Source organism: Eubacterium oxidoreducens (assembly GCF_900104415.1).
GTDB lineage: Bacteria > Bacillota > Clostridia > Lachnospirales > Lachnospiraceae > Eubacterium_C > Eubacterium_C oxidoreducens.
The window spans coordinates 51,097-69,230 of the sequence record NZ_FMXR01000017.1 but is presented as its reverse complement, the minus strand read 5'-3'; the positions used below and the strand labels follow the sequence as shown (position 1 = coordinate 69,230).

14 protein-coding genes and 1 tRNA gene are annotated in these 18,134 nt (G+C 44.3%); 4 read left to right on the top strand and 11 right to left on the bottom strand.

Annotated features, from left to right (window positions below; translation table 11 throughout):
• From BLS20_RS11200 to rfbA, 7 genes are all read right to left on the bottom strand, one after another.
• Positions 1 to 936 (bottom strand): ABC transporter ATP-binding protein, encoded by a 936-nt coding sequence (locus tag BLS20_RS11200; protein ID WP_341443228.1) that lies wholly within the window; start codon positions 934 to 936, stop codon positions 1 to 3.
• An 18-nt stretch (positions 937 to 954) separates the two neighbouring features.
• Entirely contained in the window at positions 955 to 2,346 is a 1,392-nt protein-coding gene (locus tag BLS20_RS11195; protein ID WP_090174454.1) for a hypothetical protein, read from the bottom strand.
• Between the two features lie 72 nt (positions 2,347 to 2,418).
• Positions 2,419 to 4,401, bottom strand: coding sequence for a glycosyltransferase (locus tag BLS20_RS11190; protein ID WP_176762390.1), 1,983 nt, complete (start codon positions 4,399 to 4,401; stop codon positions 2,419 to 2,421).
• On the bottom strand, positions 4,370 to 4,996 hold the full coding sequence (gene rfbC / locus BLS20_RS11185; protein ID WP_090174452.1) for a dTDP-4-dehydrorhamnose 3,5-epimerase: 627 nt from the start codon (positions 4,994 to 4,996) through the stop codon (positions 4,370 to 4,372). The genes BLS20_RS11190 and rfbC overlap by 32 nt, the downstream gene beginning before the upstream one ends.
• An 18-nt stretch (positions 4,997 to 5,014) precedes the next feature.
• Positions 5,015 to 5,938: a dTDP-4-dehydrorhamnose reductase gene (gene rfbD, locus BLS20_RS11180; RefSeq protein WP_090174451.1), complete on the bottom strand. Its 924-nt coding sequence runs from the start codon at positions 5,936 to 5,938 to the stop codon at positions 5,015 to 5,017.
• A complete protein-coding gene (rfbB, locus tag BLS20_RS11175) occupies positions 5,935 to 6,966 on the bottom strand; it encodes a dTDP-glucose 4,6-dehydratase (RefSeq protein WP_090174450.1) in 1,032 nt (343 codons plus the stop codon). Before rfbB ends, rfbD begins: the two co-directional genes overlap by 4 nt.
• Before the next feature lie 12 nt (positions 6,967 to 6,978).
• Entirely contained in the window at positions 6,979 to 7,875 is an 897-nt protein-coding gene (rfbA, locus tag BLS20_RS11170; RefSeq protein WP_090174449.1) for a glucose-1-phosphate thymidylyltransferase RfbA, read from the bottom strand.
• Between the two features lie 205 nt (positions 7,876 to 8,080).
• Between rfbA and BLS20_RS11165 the strand changes: the two genes are divergently transcribed.
• The 4 genes from BLS20_RS11165 (at position 8,081) to BLS20_RS11145 (ending at position 11,359) form a co-directional block, all read left to right on the top strand.
• Positions 8,081 to 8,722, top strand: coding sequence for a YigZ family protein (locus BLS20_RS11165; RefSeq protein ID WP_090174448.1), 642 nt, complete (start codon positions 8,081 to 8,083; stop codon positions 8,720 to 8,722).
• 242 nt (positions 8,723 to 8,964) lie between these two features.
• A tRNA-Gln gene (locus tag BLS20_RS11160) sits at positions 8,965 to 9,036 on the top strand.
• Between the two features lie 158 nt (positions 9,037 to 9,194).
• On the top strand, positions 9,195 to 10,004 hold the full coding sequence (gene fdhD / locus BLS20_RS11155) for a formate dehydrogenase accessory sulfurtransferase FdhD (RefSeq protein ID WP_090174447.1): 810 nt from the start codon (positions 9,195 to 9,197) through the stop codon (positions 10,002 to 10,004).
• A 584-nt stretch (positions 10,005 to 10,588) separates the two neighbouring features.
• Positions 10,589 to 11,359 carry a hypothetical protein gene (locus BLS20_RS11145; RefSeq protein WP_143010261.1) on the top strand — a complete coding sequence of 257 codons (771 nt, stop codon included), beginning with the start codon at positions 10,589 to 10,591 and terminating at the stop codon, positions 11,357 to 11,359.
• A gap of 1,006 nt (positions 11,360 to 12,365) precedes the next feature.
• Here the strand turns inward: BLS20_RS11145 and fdhF are convergent.
• The 4 genes from fdhF to yedF all read right to left on the bottom strand — a co-directional run bounded on the left by fdhF (position 12,366) and on the right by yedF (position 18,119).
• The gene (gene fdhF / locus BLS20_RS11130; protein WP_479723613.1) at positions 12,366 to 15,053 is read right to left on the bottom strand and encodes a formate dehydrogenase subunit alpha; all 2,688 of its coding nucleotides are present in this window, start codon (positions 15,051 to 15,053) and stop codon (positions 12,366 to 12,368) included.
• Between the two features lie 22 nt (positions 15,054 to 15,075).
• The gene (locus BLS20_RS11125; RefSeq protein WP_090174441.1) at positions 15,076 to 16,914 is read right to left on the bottom strand and encodes an NAD(P)-binding protein; all 1,839 of its coding nucleotides are present in this window, start codon (positions 16,912 to 16,914) and stop codon (positions 15,076 to 15,078) included.
• 328 nt (positions 16,915 to 17,242) lie between these two features.
• A complete protein-coding gene (locus BLS20_RS11120; RefSeq protein ID WP_090174440.1) occupies positions 17,243 to 17,479 on the bottom strand; it encodes a putative Se/S carrier protein in 237 nt (78 codons plus the stop codon).
• Positions 17,480 to 17,492: 13 nt separating this feature from the next.
• Complete coding sequence (yedF, locus tag BLS20_RS11115) at positions 17,493 to 18,119, bottom strand: sulfurtransferase-like selenium metabolism protein YedF (protein ID WP_090174439.1); 627 nt, start codon at positions 18,117 to 18,119, stop codon at positions 17,493 to 17,495.
• Positions 18,120 to 18,134: the final 15 nt, after the last annotated feature.

Here is an 18,134-nt window from a genome sequence, read left to right as displayed (position 1 = left end):
TTATTCGTTAAATTGATTTCGATATGCTGCGCATACCGTCTTCGGGTCCCCCACCATTCTCATATTTCCCTGTTCAATCCACACAACCTTTGTGCAGTTATCAAGGATGGTTCCCATGCCATGAGATACCATAAGTACAGTAGAGCCGCCATGAATCAGCTCCTTAATTCTTGCCAGTGATTTCTTGCGGAAGAATTCATCTCCTACTGACAATACTTCGTCTAGAATCAAGATCTCTGCTGCACCTGCAACTGTAGCAATTGCAAATCCCAGTCTTGATACCATTCCGGATGAGAAGTTCTTGACTTTCTCTTCCATGAAACCATCAAGTTCTGCGAACTCAACGATTTCATCATAGTGCTGATCTATAAATGATTTGGAGTAACCAATGATTGCTCCATTGAGATAGACATTCTCTCTTGCCGTAAGTTCGAAGTCAAATCCGGTACCCAACGTAAGAAGTTGTACCTTCTTCTTGTCTACAAGGACTTCTCCCTCCGTCGGAGTCAGTGCTCCGGATACAATCTTAAGAAGCGTCGACTTGCCGGAACCATTGGTTCCAATCACGCCTACAATCTCTCCCTTAAAGACATTAAAGCTTATGTTATTTAAAGCAAATAATTCCTTATAGGTCATCTGCTTTTTCACTTTCTGAATCATGTAATCCTTAAGGCCGGATGCGTTGCTGGTCGCAACCTTAAATCGCATGGTCAAATCTCTTACCTGTATGACCGGCTCATCTTCATGTTGCTCTAACTCCTTAAGCAGATAAGGCGCAATCTCTTTCCTGTAATCGCTCGCCTCTTGCTCTTTCACTTCCCTAAATGCAAGATTCTCCTTGGTGTAATCAGGAAGTTCTCTATGATCATCAAACTTTTGATAGGCAAGCTGTAAGATACATGCTCCTACAACAGCCACGCCTACTGCTTCAAACATCTTAACCCTCTTTTATGATTACCGACGACTCTTCATGCTTTGCCGAAGATGCGTCAGATATTTCGCTCTTTTCGCTCCTCTAAGGTTCCTTCTCACCTTACCTCCCGCGATTACGATGCTGCCTTCGATCCATGCACTTTCATGCAATACTTTATCCGACAGACCAAGCATAATCTTAAGTTTCGATAGAACTCTTAGATCCTTAATCTCCTGCTGCGTCAGCTTATTCGCTGCCGTATACATATGACTGTCTACCACGTCATCAGAGAACAATAGCTGTCCATAGTAGGCAGCCTCCCATTCATCCGGTCGCGACATCAGTCTCGTATAGGTCTTATCGGCAACTTTTCCTCTATCCAACAGCTTATTTAAGTATATCATATTTTTTTCAGTATTGTATAGACAATCGTACTTTTTACCTATAATTTTTTTTGATACTTCAGTTAGGATAGCCGTATTTGTATGAATTATGTCAGAATTTGGATTGTTAACAGTTGAAAAAACCGGCTCATAACCACCATCCCTTTTCTCGTATCCTTCTACCATCGGACTATCTTCTGAATACATCACCTCATACAGGCAATTACTAAACCGGCTCTTCTTGCCAATCTCTCCTGTAGGCATGAAATAATACGCCTTATAGATACAGCCTTGTTGATCCCTTGGAAGTTCATATAAACCGAAATAATAGCCTCGAACGATAAGTTCGTCCTTGCGTGTGCGTAGCAGATGATACAGACTCTTTTGAATCGTGCCGACCCATCCGCTGTCCACCACGCCCCACCTTACATCCTCTAACAGTCCTTCTTGTGTTAGATACCCCATTGCCTGCTTGTAAGCCGCTTTAGATTTATCATAAATTAAGTCCAACAAATCGCACTCACCCTGGCGACATTTTTCTCTGACGCATTCCTTCAGCTCTAGAATCTCCCGCCGATTCAAGATCTGCTCTAGATTCTTCTCAGATCCTATCTGCTTAGCCACTCTTACCATCTCATCTTCACTAAGATTCGCTCTAAGAAGAATCTGCTTGAGCGTGACATTAATTCCGGATAGAAAGATGCGCTCAAGACATGCTTCTCCTACCAGATGATACTCCGGCATGCGAAGCGCATAGCGGGACACTCGCAGATAACGACATTCGATTGGAAGCTTAAGGCCTTTGGTAATTTCCTGTGCTGCAAGGTACATAGGATAGGCATCTCTTGCGAGAAAATACAGTCTCTCAATCCCATCTTCTAGTGCTTCTTTCAATACCCAAAGTACATACTCGATGAGCGGCGGCGCCCATGCCACAAGGTACATCTGATCTTGCGCCTTCGTAAACCTGGTTAGCAGCTCCGCTACCGGCTCCTCATATATTGTATTTTCTAAATTCTTAAGATAACTATTTAGATCTGGATTGTTCATAAATCTAGCCTCATCCTTTTTTCATTTTATCTACTATACACGCGCACCGTCCGATAACGATTCCCTTTTCTTTTACAGCTCTGCTGCTCGCGCCTTTCTTAAGACGATTAGTTTTGTTGGCACCATTTTGCTGATCAGAGGTCTTAATACATATAGCCATCCTTTTGGCCACAGTACACCTAGCCTTCGAAATCCTTCAAACCGGATCTGCGCTTCATACCAATAATATCGAAAAGCTCTCGTGTGATAGGCAACCTTACTTACCCGGTAATCCAGGAGTGGTTTTTGTATGTTGTATCCTCGATAGCCCATATCATACAATCTCATAAAGAGTTCATAATCTTCACATCTGGCTGTCTTCTTGCCTTCATCATAGCCGGTCACACTCTCAAACAGCTCCGTCCGGTACATCACGCTTGGATGAATATACGGCGAATACTTAAGATAGTCCTGCGTTTGTGGATTCTTTGGTCTTGTGCCTTCGCCCCAGATTCCTTGTTCGTCAAACAGCCTGCAATTACTGCCACACCACATATACTCCGGATGCTCCTTAAGAAACGCAACTTGCCTCTCAAACCGGTCCGGATGCGAGATATCATCTGCATCCATTCGTGCAAGATACGTTCCTTTCGCCCTCTCGATACATCGGTTAAGCGCGTATCCCAATCCGTGATTTTCTCCGGCATTGATTACTTTGATTCTCGAATCCTTTGCTTCTAGCTTACTTATATAGGCATTTACCTCAGGGATTGAAGAGCCATCATTATAGATGAGATATTCCAAATCTCCCATCGTCTGCTGCAAGATGGAGTCCACTGCCTGCGTAAACTGCTCTAGGTTGCTCTGGTTATAGACCCCCATAATCACAGACACCAAAGGTCCGTTTATCGTCTTTCTTTCCTCGGCCCCCTGTCCGCCCGGTATCCTGCCATAGATGTCTCGCATCTTTTCTTCATTTCTTTGCAGCGTAAAACGCTCTACGGTCTTAAGCCCCTGCTTTGCAAATTCCGTTCGAAGCTTCTCATCTTCATACAGGCGCTTGATTGCCCTTGCAAATTCTTCTGCTTTCTGCGGCGCGCAGACAATTCCATTGCTTTCTTGTGACAGATACTCTCTGCTTCCCCGATTGTCCGCCGCAATCATTGCCACCCCACATGCCATCGCCTCTAGAGCTGCCATTCCCAGCCCTTCTCGATAGGAGGGAAAGACAAATGCATCTGCCGACCATAGCACCTTGTCAATCTGTGTACAGTAGCCTCTTAAAAAGACCTGCTTTTGTAAGCCTTTTGCCTCGATTAGCTTTTCTAGCTTTTCTCTCACAGGTCCCTCTCCGCAGATGCTGTAATAGATATCTTTAAGACCAAGCCGTGCAATTGCTTCGATTACAACCCGGTGATTCTTATTTTCATTTAGTTCTCCGACTGACACAAGGTGAAACGCTCCCTTGGGAATCTCTAGCTGCTCTCTTGCCTGACATCGCTGCGTTTTCGTCGGCGGATAGAATCTTGCTGTATCCACTCCAACACCCGGAATCTGTCTAGGACCGCCTCCTGCCTTATAGGTAAATGATTTTGCCAGATTATAATCCTCTTGATTAATTGTAATCAGGACATCGGTATATCTTGCCAGATACTTCTCCACCGGATAATAAAAAAGCCAGTTCTTCCAAGGCGCACCCTTAAAAAAATGGAACCCATGTGCTGTGTATAGCACATATGGATTCCGCTTGCTCTTTTTTGCCGCCAGCCTTGCAAGCACGCCTCCGTTCGGGTTGTGACAATGCACCACATCAATGTGTTCTCGAAATATGATGCGCACCAGTTCCTTATATGCCCACATATTCTTTCTTATGCGAAATGGATTCTTCTCGATACTTATAGGATGGAGCACCACTCCCATACGACTCAAGGTTTCGTCCCTCGACTCATAGATTGGCACGCCAAAGTTGGTTGCATAATGAACCTGATATCCTGCTTCTTGCAATAGTCGTACATTATTCAGTTCAAATTGTGGCATAAACCCACTAGTTGTCGTTACCACTAAGGCTCTTTTCATAATCGTCGATTCCGTCCCATCTCTCATCTTTTTCACTTAGGATTAGTGGCGTCCCATCTTCTAAGTGATAGCCTTCTGCTTTCGCATCGCCTTGATAGATGCCGTATAGCCCCGGCCAATTGATTCCGATCTTCGGATCATTCCAGGCAATTCCGCCTTCGTCCCCCGGATGATAAAAGTCTGTGCATTTATAGCTAAATTCCGCTTCCTTGGACAATACCAAAAATCCATGTGCAAATCCCTCCGGAATATATAGCTGCTTAAAGTTGCTTTCCGACAATTCAATTCCATACCATTTACCATAGCTTTCGCTATCTGCGCGAAGGTCCACTGCCACATCATAGACCACTCCCTTTGTGACACGTACCAGCTTCCCTTGTGGATGATGGATTTGAAAATGTAAGCCGCGAAGCACTCCTTTGACCGATTTGGACTGATTATCCTGCACAAATTCCATCATTAGTCCATGGTCTTGCAGATCCTTTTTATTATAAGTCTCTACAAAATATCCTCTGGAATCCCCATATACCTTGGGTGTAATGACACTCAGCCCTTTGATTCCTCCCACGTCTTTTTCTACTTGAATCTCTCCCATGTTCTACCTCTTGCCTGTCTATCTTGACAATATTTCTTTTAAATAGCGTGACAGCGCATCCTTCCAATCCGGAAGCGGTGCATATCCTTGCTTTGATAGTTTACTCTTATCGAGCCGGCTGTTATATGGCCTTGCTGCTTTGGATTGTCCGTATTCTTTCGTGGTAACCGGCTCTACGCTTAAGGAAGTCTCCTTGCACTCTTCCAGCCCCATCGCTGCGGCCTGCTTAAAGATTTCTAAGGCGAATTCATACCAGCTGATATATCCGCCTTCATTTGTCGCATGATAATATCCATAGCGGTCTGTCTCTATCATATCCACCAGCAGTCTTGCCAGATCTTTCGTGTATGTCGGTGTTCCGATCTGATCATTTACGACGGTGATTTTGTCATGATTTTGCGCAATGCGAAGCATCGTTTTTACAAAGTTATTTCCATGTGCTCCAAACACCCATGCAATCCTGACTATAAAAAACTTGCTTAGCTGTTCTGCCACCGCAAGTTCTCCTTCCAGCTTCGTCCTGCCATATACATTGAGCGGTGCATACTTCTTACAATCCGGCTCCCAAGGCTTGGTTCCTTGTCCATCAAAGACATAATCCGTACTGATGTACATCATCGGAATATCCAGCTTCTTGCATGCCTTGGCCAGATATCTTGTCCCATCCGCATTAATGCTTCGTACCTTACCCCGGCATTCATCCTCTTCTGCCGCATCAACGGCTGTCCATGCTGCGCAGTGAATAACTGCCTGTGGGCGAATCTCCTCTAGCAGCTGCAAGACCTTATCTTGCCGGGTTATATCCAGCTTGCAAAACTCTGCCTTGCCCTCATAGGCATCCCCGGACAGATCGCTTGCCACCGGAATATGCCCTCTTGAGGTAAGTTCTTTTAGTACATCATATCCCAGCTGTCCACAAGCTCCTGTTACGAACACTTTCATAAACCTTTTCCTCTGTTGGCATACATTTTCTCATAGTATTTTCGATATTCGCCGGAGATAATCGTCTCCCACCATTGTCTATGCTCGATATACCATGCTATTGTTTTTTCAATTCCTTCTTCTAATTTCGTTGTTGGCTGCCAGCCAAGCTGCGCATGAATCTTTGCCGGATCGATTGCATAACGTTTATCATGTCCTTTCCGATCTTCTACGTAAGTAATCAGGCTCTCCGGCTTCTTAAGATGTCTTAATATCATCTTGACTATCTCTATATTGGACATCTCATTATGCCCACCGACATTATAGACTTCGCCTACTTTGCCTTCGCGAATGATCGCATCGATGGCTCTGCAGTGATCTTCTACATACAGCCAATCTCTTACGTTATCTCCTTTTCCATATACCGGCAATGGCTCATCTTTCATTGCATTTGCTATCATAAGCGGAATCAATTTCTCCGGAAACTGATATGGGCCGTAATTATTCGAACATCGGCTGATGGTCACCGGCAGACCATAGGTTCTGTGATATGCCTGCACGAGGAGATCTGCTGATGCTTTTGATGCGCTGTATGGACTACTGGTATGTACGGGCGTTTCTTCTGTGAAGAACAAATCCGGTCTGTCAAGTGGAAGATCTCCATACACTTCATCTGTTGACACCTGATGATAGCGCTTTATTCCATATTTTCGGCATGCGTCCATAAGCACTGCCGTCCCGATTATATTGGTCTGTAGAAAGATGCCGGGATCTTCTATCGAGCGGTCTACGTGACTTTCTGCTGCGAAGTTCACCACCACATCCGGTGTTTCTTCTTCAAAGAGCTTGTCCACCGCCTTGCGATCGGTTATGTCTCCTTTTACAAATCGAAATCTTTCATTGTCCATCACCGGCATTAGTGTTGACAGATTTCCTGCATATGTCAGGCTGTCTAGACATACAATCCGTTCTTGTGGATGTTCTTGTAACATGTAATATATATAATTACTTCCGATAAATCCGGCCCCGCCGGTTACGATTATGGTCATATAACCTTCTCCCTAATACAGATTCTCTTGGTATTTGCCATCTATTACATCTTGTAGATATTGACCGTATTCATTTCCTTTATATTTTTCACATACGCGTTCCACATCTTCTCTGGCTATCCATCCATTCAGATATGCGATTTCTTCTAGGCAGCCTATCTTACGATGCTGGTGCTGTTCTACTGTCTTTACAAAATTCGTGGCATCCACCAGGCTTTCATGTGTTCCGGTATCGAGCCAGGTAAATCCCTGCCCCAATAGTTCGACATTGAGGCGTCCTGCTTCTAGATAAATGCGGTTAAGATCTGTTATTTCCAGCTCGCCTCTTTTCGATGGTGTTAGGCTCTTGGCATACTCAACGACTTGATTATCATAAAAATACAATCCTGTCACGCAATAATTGCTCTTTGGTCTTGCCGGCTTTTCTTCTATAGATATTGCCTTCCCGTGCTCATCGAATTCTACGATACCAAATCTTTCCGGATCGTCTACATAATAACCAAACACCGTTGCCCCTTTATCTTGTTCGGCGCGTTGCACTGCGGCTTTCAAACGTTCATTAAATCCGTGTCCCGAAAAGATATTATCTCCTAATACCATTGCTACGGTATCTTCTTTGATAAATTCTTCTCCTATCACAAATGCCTGCGCTAGTCCATCCGGACTTGGCTGTACTTGATAGGAAAGCTCTACGCCAAACTGGTGCCCGTCTCCTAGCAGTGCTTCAAAGCGCGGTGTATCTTGTGGTGTCGATATTATGAGGATCTGCCGTATCCCTGCATTCATCAGAACCGACATCGGATAATAGATCATTGGTTTATCAAATATCGGCAATAATTGTTTACTCGTTACTGCCGTCAGCGGATACAGTCTGGTTCCGGATCCTCCTGCTAGTATTATTCCTTTCATAATCCTATTCCTCTATCTATGTTTCCTGGTACTTTTTTCGTTCTTTTTTCTTATTTCTATGATACCACACTTGTTTGCCTTTTTTTCTATTTCTTTATCGGTTTTACATAGCCTCTCGCTTAGAGGTGGGGGATTTCTCCGACTGAGTTAAAGAGTTTGTCTTTTTTTCATTTCACTTTGGTGAAATTATGTTATTCTTATTATTATGGAAAATATTTTATACAAAGGTGGCGTTGGTGAAATCACGGAAAAGAAATCCCGCTTTATTGCCACCGTTCTTAAAGTAACTTCAGAAAGTGAGGCGCAAGCTGAGATCAATCGTCTCAAGAAGCAGTATTGGGATGCGCGGCACAACTGCTATGCCTATGTCATTGGAAATGCCGGCGAGATCACTCGCTGCAGTGATGACGGCGAGCCTTCCGGCACTGCGGGTCGTCCAATCCTTGATATTATTACGCGCGCCAATGTCCAGGACTGTCTTGTTGTTGTCACTCGTTATTTCGGTGGCACGCTTCTTGGCACCGGTGGTCTTGTTCGTGCCTACTCGCAGGCCACGCAGGCCGGTCTTGCTGCTAGCGTTATTTGCTCAAAGAGTCATGGTGTTTTTCTTGATATTTCTTGCGATTATTCTAGCATCGGCAAGATTCAGTACATCACTTCTCAGATGGACATCCCTGTCCTTGACACGGTCTATGGCGAATGTGTCATCACCAAACTTATTGTCCCACTTGATGCTAAGGATGCTTTCGTCAAAAAGGTGAACAATGAAACGGCCGCCAGTGCTCTTATGGATTTTCATGATGAGGCGGATTATATTATTGTCGATGGGCAGGCCTTGACTTTCTAGTCTTGACTTTGGATGCTAAGTTATGACATCCCGTCTAGATAAGCGAGGATGCGCACGGATTCGGACAGGAATTTGTCTGCTGAAGCAGACCCGAATCCGGCGCGCAAGACTCGCGAGCGAGTCTTGACTATTATTATGTTGTGGCTTGCTAAGGACTCGTAAAAATAATTTTTGTTTTTTTCAAAAAAACTACTTGCATTATCTATTTGCCTCATGTATAATATCACTTGTCGCTAAGACATTGGCCCATCGCCAAATGGTAAGGCAACGGACTCTGACTCCGTCATTTCAAGGTTCGAATCCTTGTGGGCCAGCTTTATGGATCGTTTTATTGCGATCCTTTTTTTATGCAAAAAGAAGCCACATAATGTGGCAATGAGATCTATACATTTGTTAATTTTTGTGTCTTTTGCTGCTTGTTTTTTCCGGCTTTTTAAGTGCATAATGTCTATAATTATGGTAGGATATATACATGAATATAAATAATTTATTTAAGGATTTTGAGGAGGCCGTTGATACTGAAACTCTTGTTTTCACAAAGAACGGCAGTCCTAAGAAAAAAAAGAATACAATTGCGACGGAACATTTTGTAGATGTCTATATCAATGATGTTCTTTCCATGAAACTTGTCTGCTCTCCATCTTATTTGGCCGAGCTTGTGCTAGGGCGCTTATATACGGAAGGTTTTATTGATAGTCTTCATGAAATCAGACAATTATCTGTGTGCGAGCACGGACTTCGTGTTAAGGTCTTTCTTAATAAGAAAGCGAATTGCGAAAGTTCTGATTTTGTCGAAACTACTTCCCCTTGTTGCACCGGCAATCACATCTTAACGGATGTATTTCGTAATCAAAATCGACTTCCGAAACCGGTTGAACCGATTGAATGGCATAGCCAGGCTATCTTTGATATGGCGACGCGCTTTTATGAAAGTACTCCGCTATTTGATGCGACACGCAGTGTGCACAGCTGCTACTTATATCAAAATGACCAATTGATTGTGCGCTGCGAGGATTTAGGTCGGCACAATGCGGTCGACAAGGTTGTTGGCTACGCCCTCACTCATGATATCGACTTGACTAAATGTACGTTGTTTTCTAGCGGACGCATTCCAACCGATATGATTTCTAAAGTTGTAAATGCTCGTATTCCGATTCTTGTAACAAAGACAACAGTCACAGATGAAGCGATTTCTCTTGCCAGAGATTTCCATATTACATTGATCATCTATGCAAAAGAAGATTCTTTTGAGCTTGTTCCAATGGAAATAAATAACGATTAATCCTTGTGAATTGTCCCCGGGCGCCAGCGCCCGGGGTTTGCTTTTAACGAAAGTTTGGTATCTTGACTGGCTCCCCAAGCAACAACAATTCTTGGGGGCTTGACCTCGCTTTTCTTGACTGGCTCCCCAAACAACGGCAATTCTTGGGGGCGCGTCCATGCTTTCTGGGCTGGTGCCCCAAGCTCCGGCAATTCTTGGGGGCGCGTCCTCGCTTTTCTGACCTGGCTCCCCAACCTAGATCAATTCTTGGGGGCGCGTCCCTGGTTTTCTTGACTGGCTCCCCAACCTAGATCAATTCTTGGGGGCTTGACCACGCTTTTCTTGCCTGGCTCCCCAAGCAATGACAATTCTTGGGGGTGCGTCCACGCTTTTCTGACCTGGCTCCCCAACCTAGATCAATTCTTGGGGGCGCGACCCTGTTTTTCCTGCCCAGCTCCCCAACCTAGATCAAATCTTGGGGGCAGCGGCTTACTTTTCAAAATAAATCCCCCAAAGAATTAATTTTTCATAAATACTTATATTTATATTTCCCAAATTCCAATTTCCATGCTAAAATTTTCAAAAAAGAAAGAAGGAGACATTTAATGTACAGTAATTTTTTCAGCTCCATGCTACCTCTTCTGAACAAGAAGATTTCTGCACTTGAGCAACAAATTAACTCTTACCCGGATGGATATCTTTCATTGGAAAGAAACGGTCCATATGTAAAATGGTTTCACAGAACGTCTAAAAAACGCACTTATATTCCAAAGAAAAATTATCAATTCGCGCAGCAACTCATTTTAAAGAATCATCTAATGGCAAAACTTGAGGACTTAAAAGAAGAAGTAAATGCCATTCACTCTTATTTGCAATACCACAACAAGCCATCTAAACAAGAACAATTTTTTTCTAATTCATTGTACAGGGATTTATACTTAAAAACAGAAAAATCACTTTCAGACCATCTGCAAGAATGGTCCGCAGCACCGTACAATTCCAATCCTAGACATCCTGAAAATAAAACCATCAAAACCATTTCTGGAAATCTTGTCCGATCAAAATCCGAAGCATTAATTGAACAGAGTCTTATTACAAACGGAATCCCTTATCGATATGAGTGCCTACTCGAAGTTGAAAATCTAAAGCTTTATCCTGATTTTACAACTCGCCATCGTTTGACTGGCAAAGTGATTATTTGGGAACATCTGGGGATGATGGATAATCCTCAATATGTTCATACATCATTTAATAAAATCGAGCATCTTATCCGCGCCGGATTTATTCCCGGTGAAAATCTCATTCTTACTTTTGAATCTAAAAACAATCCACTTACCCCTTTAATAATTGAAGAAACCATTGCGCGCTACTACTAAATGGTGCTAGATAACATTAATTCTTTTTAATGTGTTACGCTTTAGCCGTCAATTCTTGGGAGCGCGACCCTGGTTTTCTTGCCTAGCTCCCCAAACCAAAACAATTCTTGGGGCTGCGACCTCGCTTTTCTGCCAAGCTCCCCAAACCAAAACAATTCTTGGGGCTGCGACCTCGCTTTTCTTACCTAGCTCCCCAAGCCAAAACAATTCTTGGGAGCGCGACCACGCTTTTCTTACCTAGCTCCCCAAACAACGACAATTCTTGGGGCTGCGACCACGCTTTTCCTGCCCAGCTCCCCAAGCCAAAACAATTCTTGGGGGCTGCGCCCCTGCTTTTCTGCCCAGCTCCCCAACACAGATCAATTCTTTGGGGCGCGTCCACGCTTTTCTTACCTAACTTCCCAATACAGATCAATTCTTGGGGGCGCGTCCACGCTTTTCTTACCTGGCTCCCCAAACAACGACAATTCTTGGGGGCTTGACCTCGCTTTTCTGGCCTGGCTCCCCAACCTAAAACAATTCTTGGGGCCGCGACCACGCTTTTCTTACCTAGCTCCCCAACACAGATCAATTCCTGGGGGCGCGCACCCGCTTTTCCTGCCCAGCTCCCCAACACAGATCATTTCTTGGGGGCGCGACCACGTTTTTCTTACCCAGCTCCCCAAACAACGACAATTCTTGGGGGCGCGCCCTCGCTTTTCTTACCCAGCTCCCCAACCTCCGGCAATTCTTGGGGGCGCGACCACGCTTTTCCTGCCTAGCTCCCCAAGCCAAAACAATTCTTGGGGGCGCGACCCTGCTTTTCTTGCCCAGCTCCCCAATCAACGACAAGTCTTGGGGGCTGCGCCCCTGCTTTCCTGCCCGGCTCCCCAAGCTCCGACAATTCTTGGGGGCGCGTCCACGCTTTTCCTGCCCAGCTCCCCAAATCAAAACAATTCTTTATTTCCACACAAAAAATGGACAGAGGGTCTTATCCCTCTGTCCATTCGATATTACAATTGAATCATTATGCTTTTTTGATTGTTACTGCGCATACCTTATATTCAGGTGCTTTTGCAATACTATCGAGAGCAGCAATTGTCAGCCAGTTTGAATTACCATCCTGGAAGTGGAATGGCATCCATACTTCGCCAACGCCGGTCTTCGAAGAAACGCGGGCAGTAGATTCAATTTCACCACGACGTGATGCTACTTTTACTCTGTCGCCATCTGCAATGCCAAGTCTTTGGGCATCTTGATCGTTAATCTCAATGAATGAGCTGTTTGCGATTTCATTGATACCTTCCGTCTTGTCTGTCATAGCGCAGGCATTGTAGTGATACAAGATACGTCCTGTCATCATGATAAATGGATATTCATCATCCGGCATTTCAACCGATTCCTTGTACTCAGCGATGCTGTAGTCACCTTCTCCTCTGGAGAATTTGCCAACATGCATAATCGGAGTACCCGGATGATCCGGTGATGTACATGGCCACTGAAGTCCCATTCCACCAACTTCTTCGCTATCAAGTCTCTCATGTGAGATACCAGCGAAAGATGGCGTAACAGAAGCAATCTCATGCATAATTTCCTTAGGCGTAAGATGTGGCTGATTGTAACCCATACGCTGCATGATTTCCGTAAAGATCCAAGTGTCCGGTTTCGTATTGCCGGCAACTTCGATAGCTTTACGAACACGCTGTACGCGACGTTCTGTATTCGAGAATGTACCCTCCTTCTCGGCATAACTGCGACCAGGAAGGATAACATCAGCATATTTTGCTGTTTCTGTCATAAAGAGTTCATCTACAACAAGGAAGTCGAGACTTTCAAGAGCCTTTTGAACATGATGCGTATCCGGATCGGTTCTCATAGGATCTTCACCAAAGATGAACAGACCTTTGATTTCGCCTTCAATCATCTTAGGGAAGCACTCCGTTGCTTTGATACCAACCTTAGGATTCAGCTTCGTGTTCCATGCCTTTTCGAACTTCGCAATAACATCAGGATTAGCAACCTTTTGATATCCAGTGAAATCAGTTGGCATTGCGCCCATGTCGCAGGCACCCTGTACGTTGTTCTGTCCACGGATCGGGTTCACACCACAGCCTTCGCGACCGAGTTTACCACAAACCATGGCAATGTTACTTAAAGACATAACGCCTTGTGTTCCTGTAGAATGCTCGGTAACACCAAGACAATAAATGATTGGCGCACGGTCTGCTTTCGCATACATATGAGCGGCTTCTACGAGGCGATCTTCCTCGATATGACAGATCTTAGCAACACGCTCAGGTGTATAAGATTCTACCATTTTCTTTAATTCTTCAAACTTCGTACCATCTGTACGATTCTTGATGAATTCTTCATCTACCAGGCCGTCGCGAATCATGATATGAATCATACCATTTGAAAAGGCAACGTTCGTACCCGGTTTTAATTTAAGATGTACATCAGCTTTCTTAGTAAGACCGATGTCACGTGGATCAACCACGATTAATCTAGTTCCGTGTTCTACTGCTCTACGGATATGCATACCCAGTACCGGGTGTGCTTCTTCAGGATTCGACCCAACCAGAAGAATTACGTCAGACTTAGATGTAATGTCCTCGATTGTATTTGTCATGGCTCCTGAGCCAAGTGTGGTTGCCAGACCGGCAACTGTAGGAGCGTGTCAGACTCGCGCACAGTTATCGGTATTGTTTGTGCCGAAGGCTGTGCGGGCCATTTTCTGAAGTAAATAAATATCTTCGTTCGTAGAACGTGAGCAGGCAAATGCAGCAAGAGAATCTGCGCCATGCTTTTCTTTGATTTCGGTAAATTTGCTTGCAACAAGGTCAAGAGCTTCATCCCAGGTTGCCTTTTCAAATTCACCGGTTTCCTTATTCTTGATTAAAGGATCGCGAAGTCTTTCCTTAGAATCGATAAAGTCGAAACTTGCAGAACGACCTTTCACGCACAGAAGCGACTTATTAGTCGGTCCAGGTGCAGCTTCTGTATCCACAATCTTGTTGTCTTTTACAACAAGATAATACTGACATCCAACTGCACAGTGAGGACAGGTTGTAAGAACCTTCTTCACTTCCCAATCGCGATAATTCTTTCTTCTCTTCTCCGTCAATGCTCCTGTCGGACAAGCCTGAGCGCAGTTACCGCAAGATTCGCAGGTGGTTGCTTTCCAGCCTTCTCCAAATGGAGCCATGATTGCTGTCTTTACACCCTTTTTCGCTGTGCGAAGTGTATGATTGCCGGCAGCTTCGTTACAAGCACCAATGCATCGCTGACACTGAATACACAGATTCGGGTCATAGGTTAAGAATGGATTGCTGTCAAGAACCGGTTCGTGTGTCTTTTCCACAGTAAACATCGGTTCATCAATTTCATATTCACGGCAAAGTGCCTGAAGCTCACAGGCGCCATTTTTTGCACATGTAAAGCAATGCTGTGTAGAATCAAGTCCGTGATTTGCCAGAACAAGATTCAAGTTCATCTTACGGGCAGCAATTACTTTTTCAGAATTTGTCAGGATGCTCATGCCTTCCTGAACTTTCGTATTACAAGAAGCAACCAGGTTATCTTGTCCTTCTACTTCCACGACACAGACACGACAAGAACCAATTTCGTTGCGCTCTTTTAGATAGCATAATGTAGGAATCGAAATACCGGCATTTTTTGCGGCCTCAAGAATCGTAAGATTCTCATCGCATGCCATGCTGATTCCATCAATTGTAATATTAATCATAGTTGAGTCTTCCTCCTTCTAAAGCCCCACATCCATAATGATCACATCTAAGGCATCGTCCACATTCTTGAACTGCCTCTTCACGACTCATTTCGTTTTCCACACCAAGGAAATCGTTCTTACGGATACGAGCTTCTCTTTCGGTAATGTTCACTCGACCTTTTGGCGTACGATCGTTTTGTTTTGGCTCTGGAACTTCCACTCCACAGTCTAATTTATGATGATAGCCTAAGAATTCATCGATGTTTCTAGCTGCGACTCTACCTGCACCAATTGCTTTGATAACGGTTGCAGGACCTGTCTGGCAGTCTCCACCAACGAAAATATTCTTATAACCATCCGCTTCAAGGTATTCATTTGCAACAAATCGACCACGATCTGTCTTCATTCCAAATTCTTCAAATGGCTGACAGACAATGTCCTGACCTACTGCGATCAAGATAACATCTGCTTCTACAAATCCTTCCGGCTTGTCAGCTGTTACAGGTGCAGGACGGCCTCCCTTAACAGGTCCAATCATCTGCGGCTGTACCTTAATACCCTTGCAATTACCGTTATCATCTACAACGATATCTCCAGGAGCCTGTAATGTCAGCATCTCAACGCCTTCGGCGATTGCACTTTCCACCTCGGATGGAAGCGCTGTCATGTCTTCCTGACGACGACGGTAGATAACCGTTACTTCGTCAGCGCCTGCACGAACGGAAGTACGTGCACAGTCCATGGCTACGTTACCACCACCGACTACAGCTACCTTCTTGCCGTGGAAATCCGGATAACGATTGTATCCGATCTCGCGAAGCATATCTACGGCAGAGCTTACGCCCTTGGCATCGGTATTGGCAAGTCTTAAAGTCTTACCGGTATGAGCACCGATTGCAACATAGACTGCATCATATTCTTCTGCAATCTTCTTCATAGCTTCGGCATCTACATATGTTTCGTATTTTACTTCGATATTTCCAACGCCTAAGATTGCACGAATATCTTCGTCAAGTCTCTCACGTGGAAAACGATATGCAGGAATACCATAGCGAAGCATTCCGCCAAGTTCCTTCTTGTCTTCAAATACTACTACTTTGTGTCCCATAAGAGCCAGGAAGTAAGCAGCGGTAAGTCCGGATGGGCCTCCTCCGACTACAGCAATCTTCTTGCCTGTGTCAACATTACGAGGCGGTGTCTGAACCTTGTCTGCATGCAGCTGATCAACTGCAAATTTCTTGATTCCACGGATATTGATTGGTGCATCAATCAAAGTACGGCGGCATCTATCTTCACATGGATGCTCACAGATTAAAGCACATGCTGTCGGGAATGGATTGTCACGACGAATCATGTTGATTGCGCCTGCGTAATCTCCCTCTCCTGCGAGTGCGATATATGCCGGTACGTTAACGTGTGCCGGACACATAGCTTCACATGGTACTTTCTGTTCCACATCTTCTGTGCAAAGCTTTTCATTTACATGGCTTGCATATTCTGCGGCAAATGTTTCCATACCACTTAGTACAATATTTGCTGCTTCATAACCGATTGCACAGTCTGCTGAATCACGCACGATAGTTGCAAGTGCTTTTAAGTTCTCTAAAGTCTCAGGTGTAGCCTCACACTTTACGATCTTCTCAAGCATTGCAGTCATCTGAGGAATACCGTCACGGCATGGTACACACTTTCCACATGTCTGAACTTCACTTGATTTCAGTAAAGACAAATGAAATGCTACCGGACACATTCCAGGTGGTGTTGCTTCGATTCTTCGCGCAAAACGAGCCATATCATCTTTTAACTTGGCACTTGAATGATGAATGCCAGTTATTGTCAGTTTGCTCATTACATTTCCTCCACTTCTGCTAAATATTTTCTCTATATATCGAGACCATGGGCATTAAACCACAATCTCACCATAAAGAATATATATAAATTTTCAATAATTGTCAAACCGCATAAACACTGCATTTGTGCGGTTTCAAAAGGGTAACCGGTAGCATTTTGCATACTTATTTCTTCAAATCAATGCACAATTCACAACAATTTATCAATTCACACCAAAAAAGCGGTAAAAAACAGGGATAGTTACCAATTTCTTACCGCATTTTTTACCGAAAAAGCCCTTTACTTTTTTAGCAATTATGATTGCTAATTCTTTTTATATATTTTCTCTATAAGAGCATTTTCGAAACTTCTTTAATTTCAATGTCACATTCCTTGATTAACTCTTCTAATCGCCGGCGTTCTTCAAGTGGTGCCTTAAAGGCGAATCCGCACCCGGCCGAAACTGCCGGCGGAAGTGGAATCAACCTGCCCGCTACGCCTTGTTGACCCGCCACTTTCTCAAGTTTCATTGCCTGCGTAGTCGCTTCAAAGGTGATGAGCAGACTTAATTTCTTCTCTCTCATGGCGCTCCTCGTTTTAAGAAGGCTTTATAATATGATCTGCATTCATCATAGTCTCTACGATTGCATACATATTCGTAATCTCACCAATCTGAAGCTTGTCGGTTAGGCCATAATAATTGAGGCACGCTCCGCAGCTCATAATCTTAACGCCCTGTGCTTCTAATGACTGCAGATCTTCAATTGACACCGAGCCTTGTGTGGTCACTTTTACGCCGCCATTGTAAAAGAGCATAGTCGTCGGCAGATTGTCCTGTTCGGAAAGCGCATAGATAAAGCTCTTCATCAAAGATGCTCCAAGCTCATCATCGCCCTGTCCCATAACATCAGAGGAAATTACCACAACGGTATTCTTCTTTCCGCTTCTTACGTCGCAAGCTTCAAATTGCGATTCGTCTACATCCTCCGCATCACCGGATTCTTCGCCGATTGTCATAATTACCTGGTACTTACCTTCTTCCACCTTCTTTGACTTAATACCATATTTCTTCTGGTTCGCCATCTTGGTTAAATTCTGTACCGCAACTTCGTTATCTACAAGGATTTCCACCTCGCCCTCGCCGCCAAGTTCTTTGATGGCTTTCTTTGTTTTTACTACCGGAATCGGGCAGGTATCGCCCATTGCATTGACTGTTTTTTTCATGTTGTCTTACCTCTC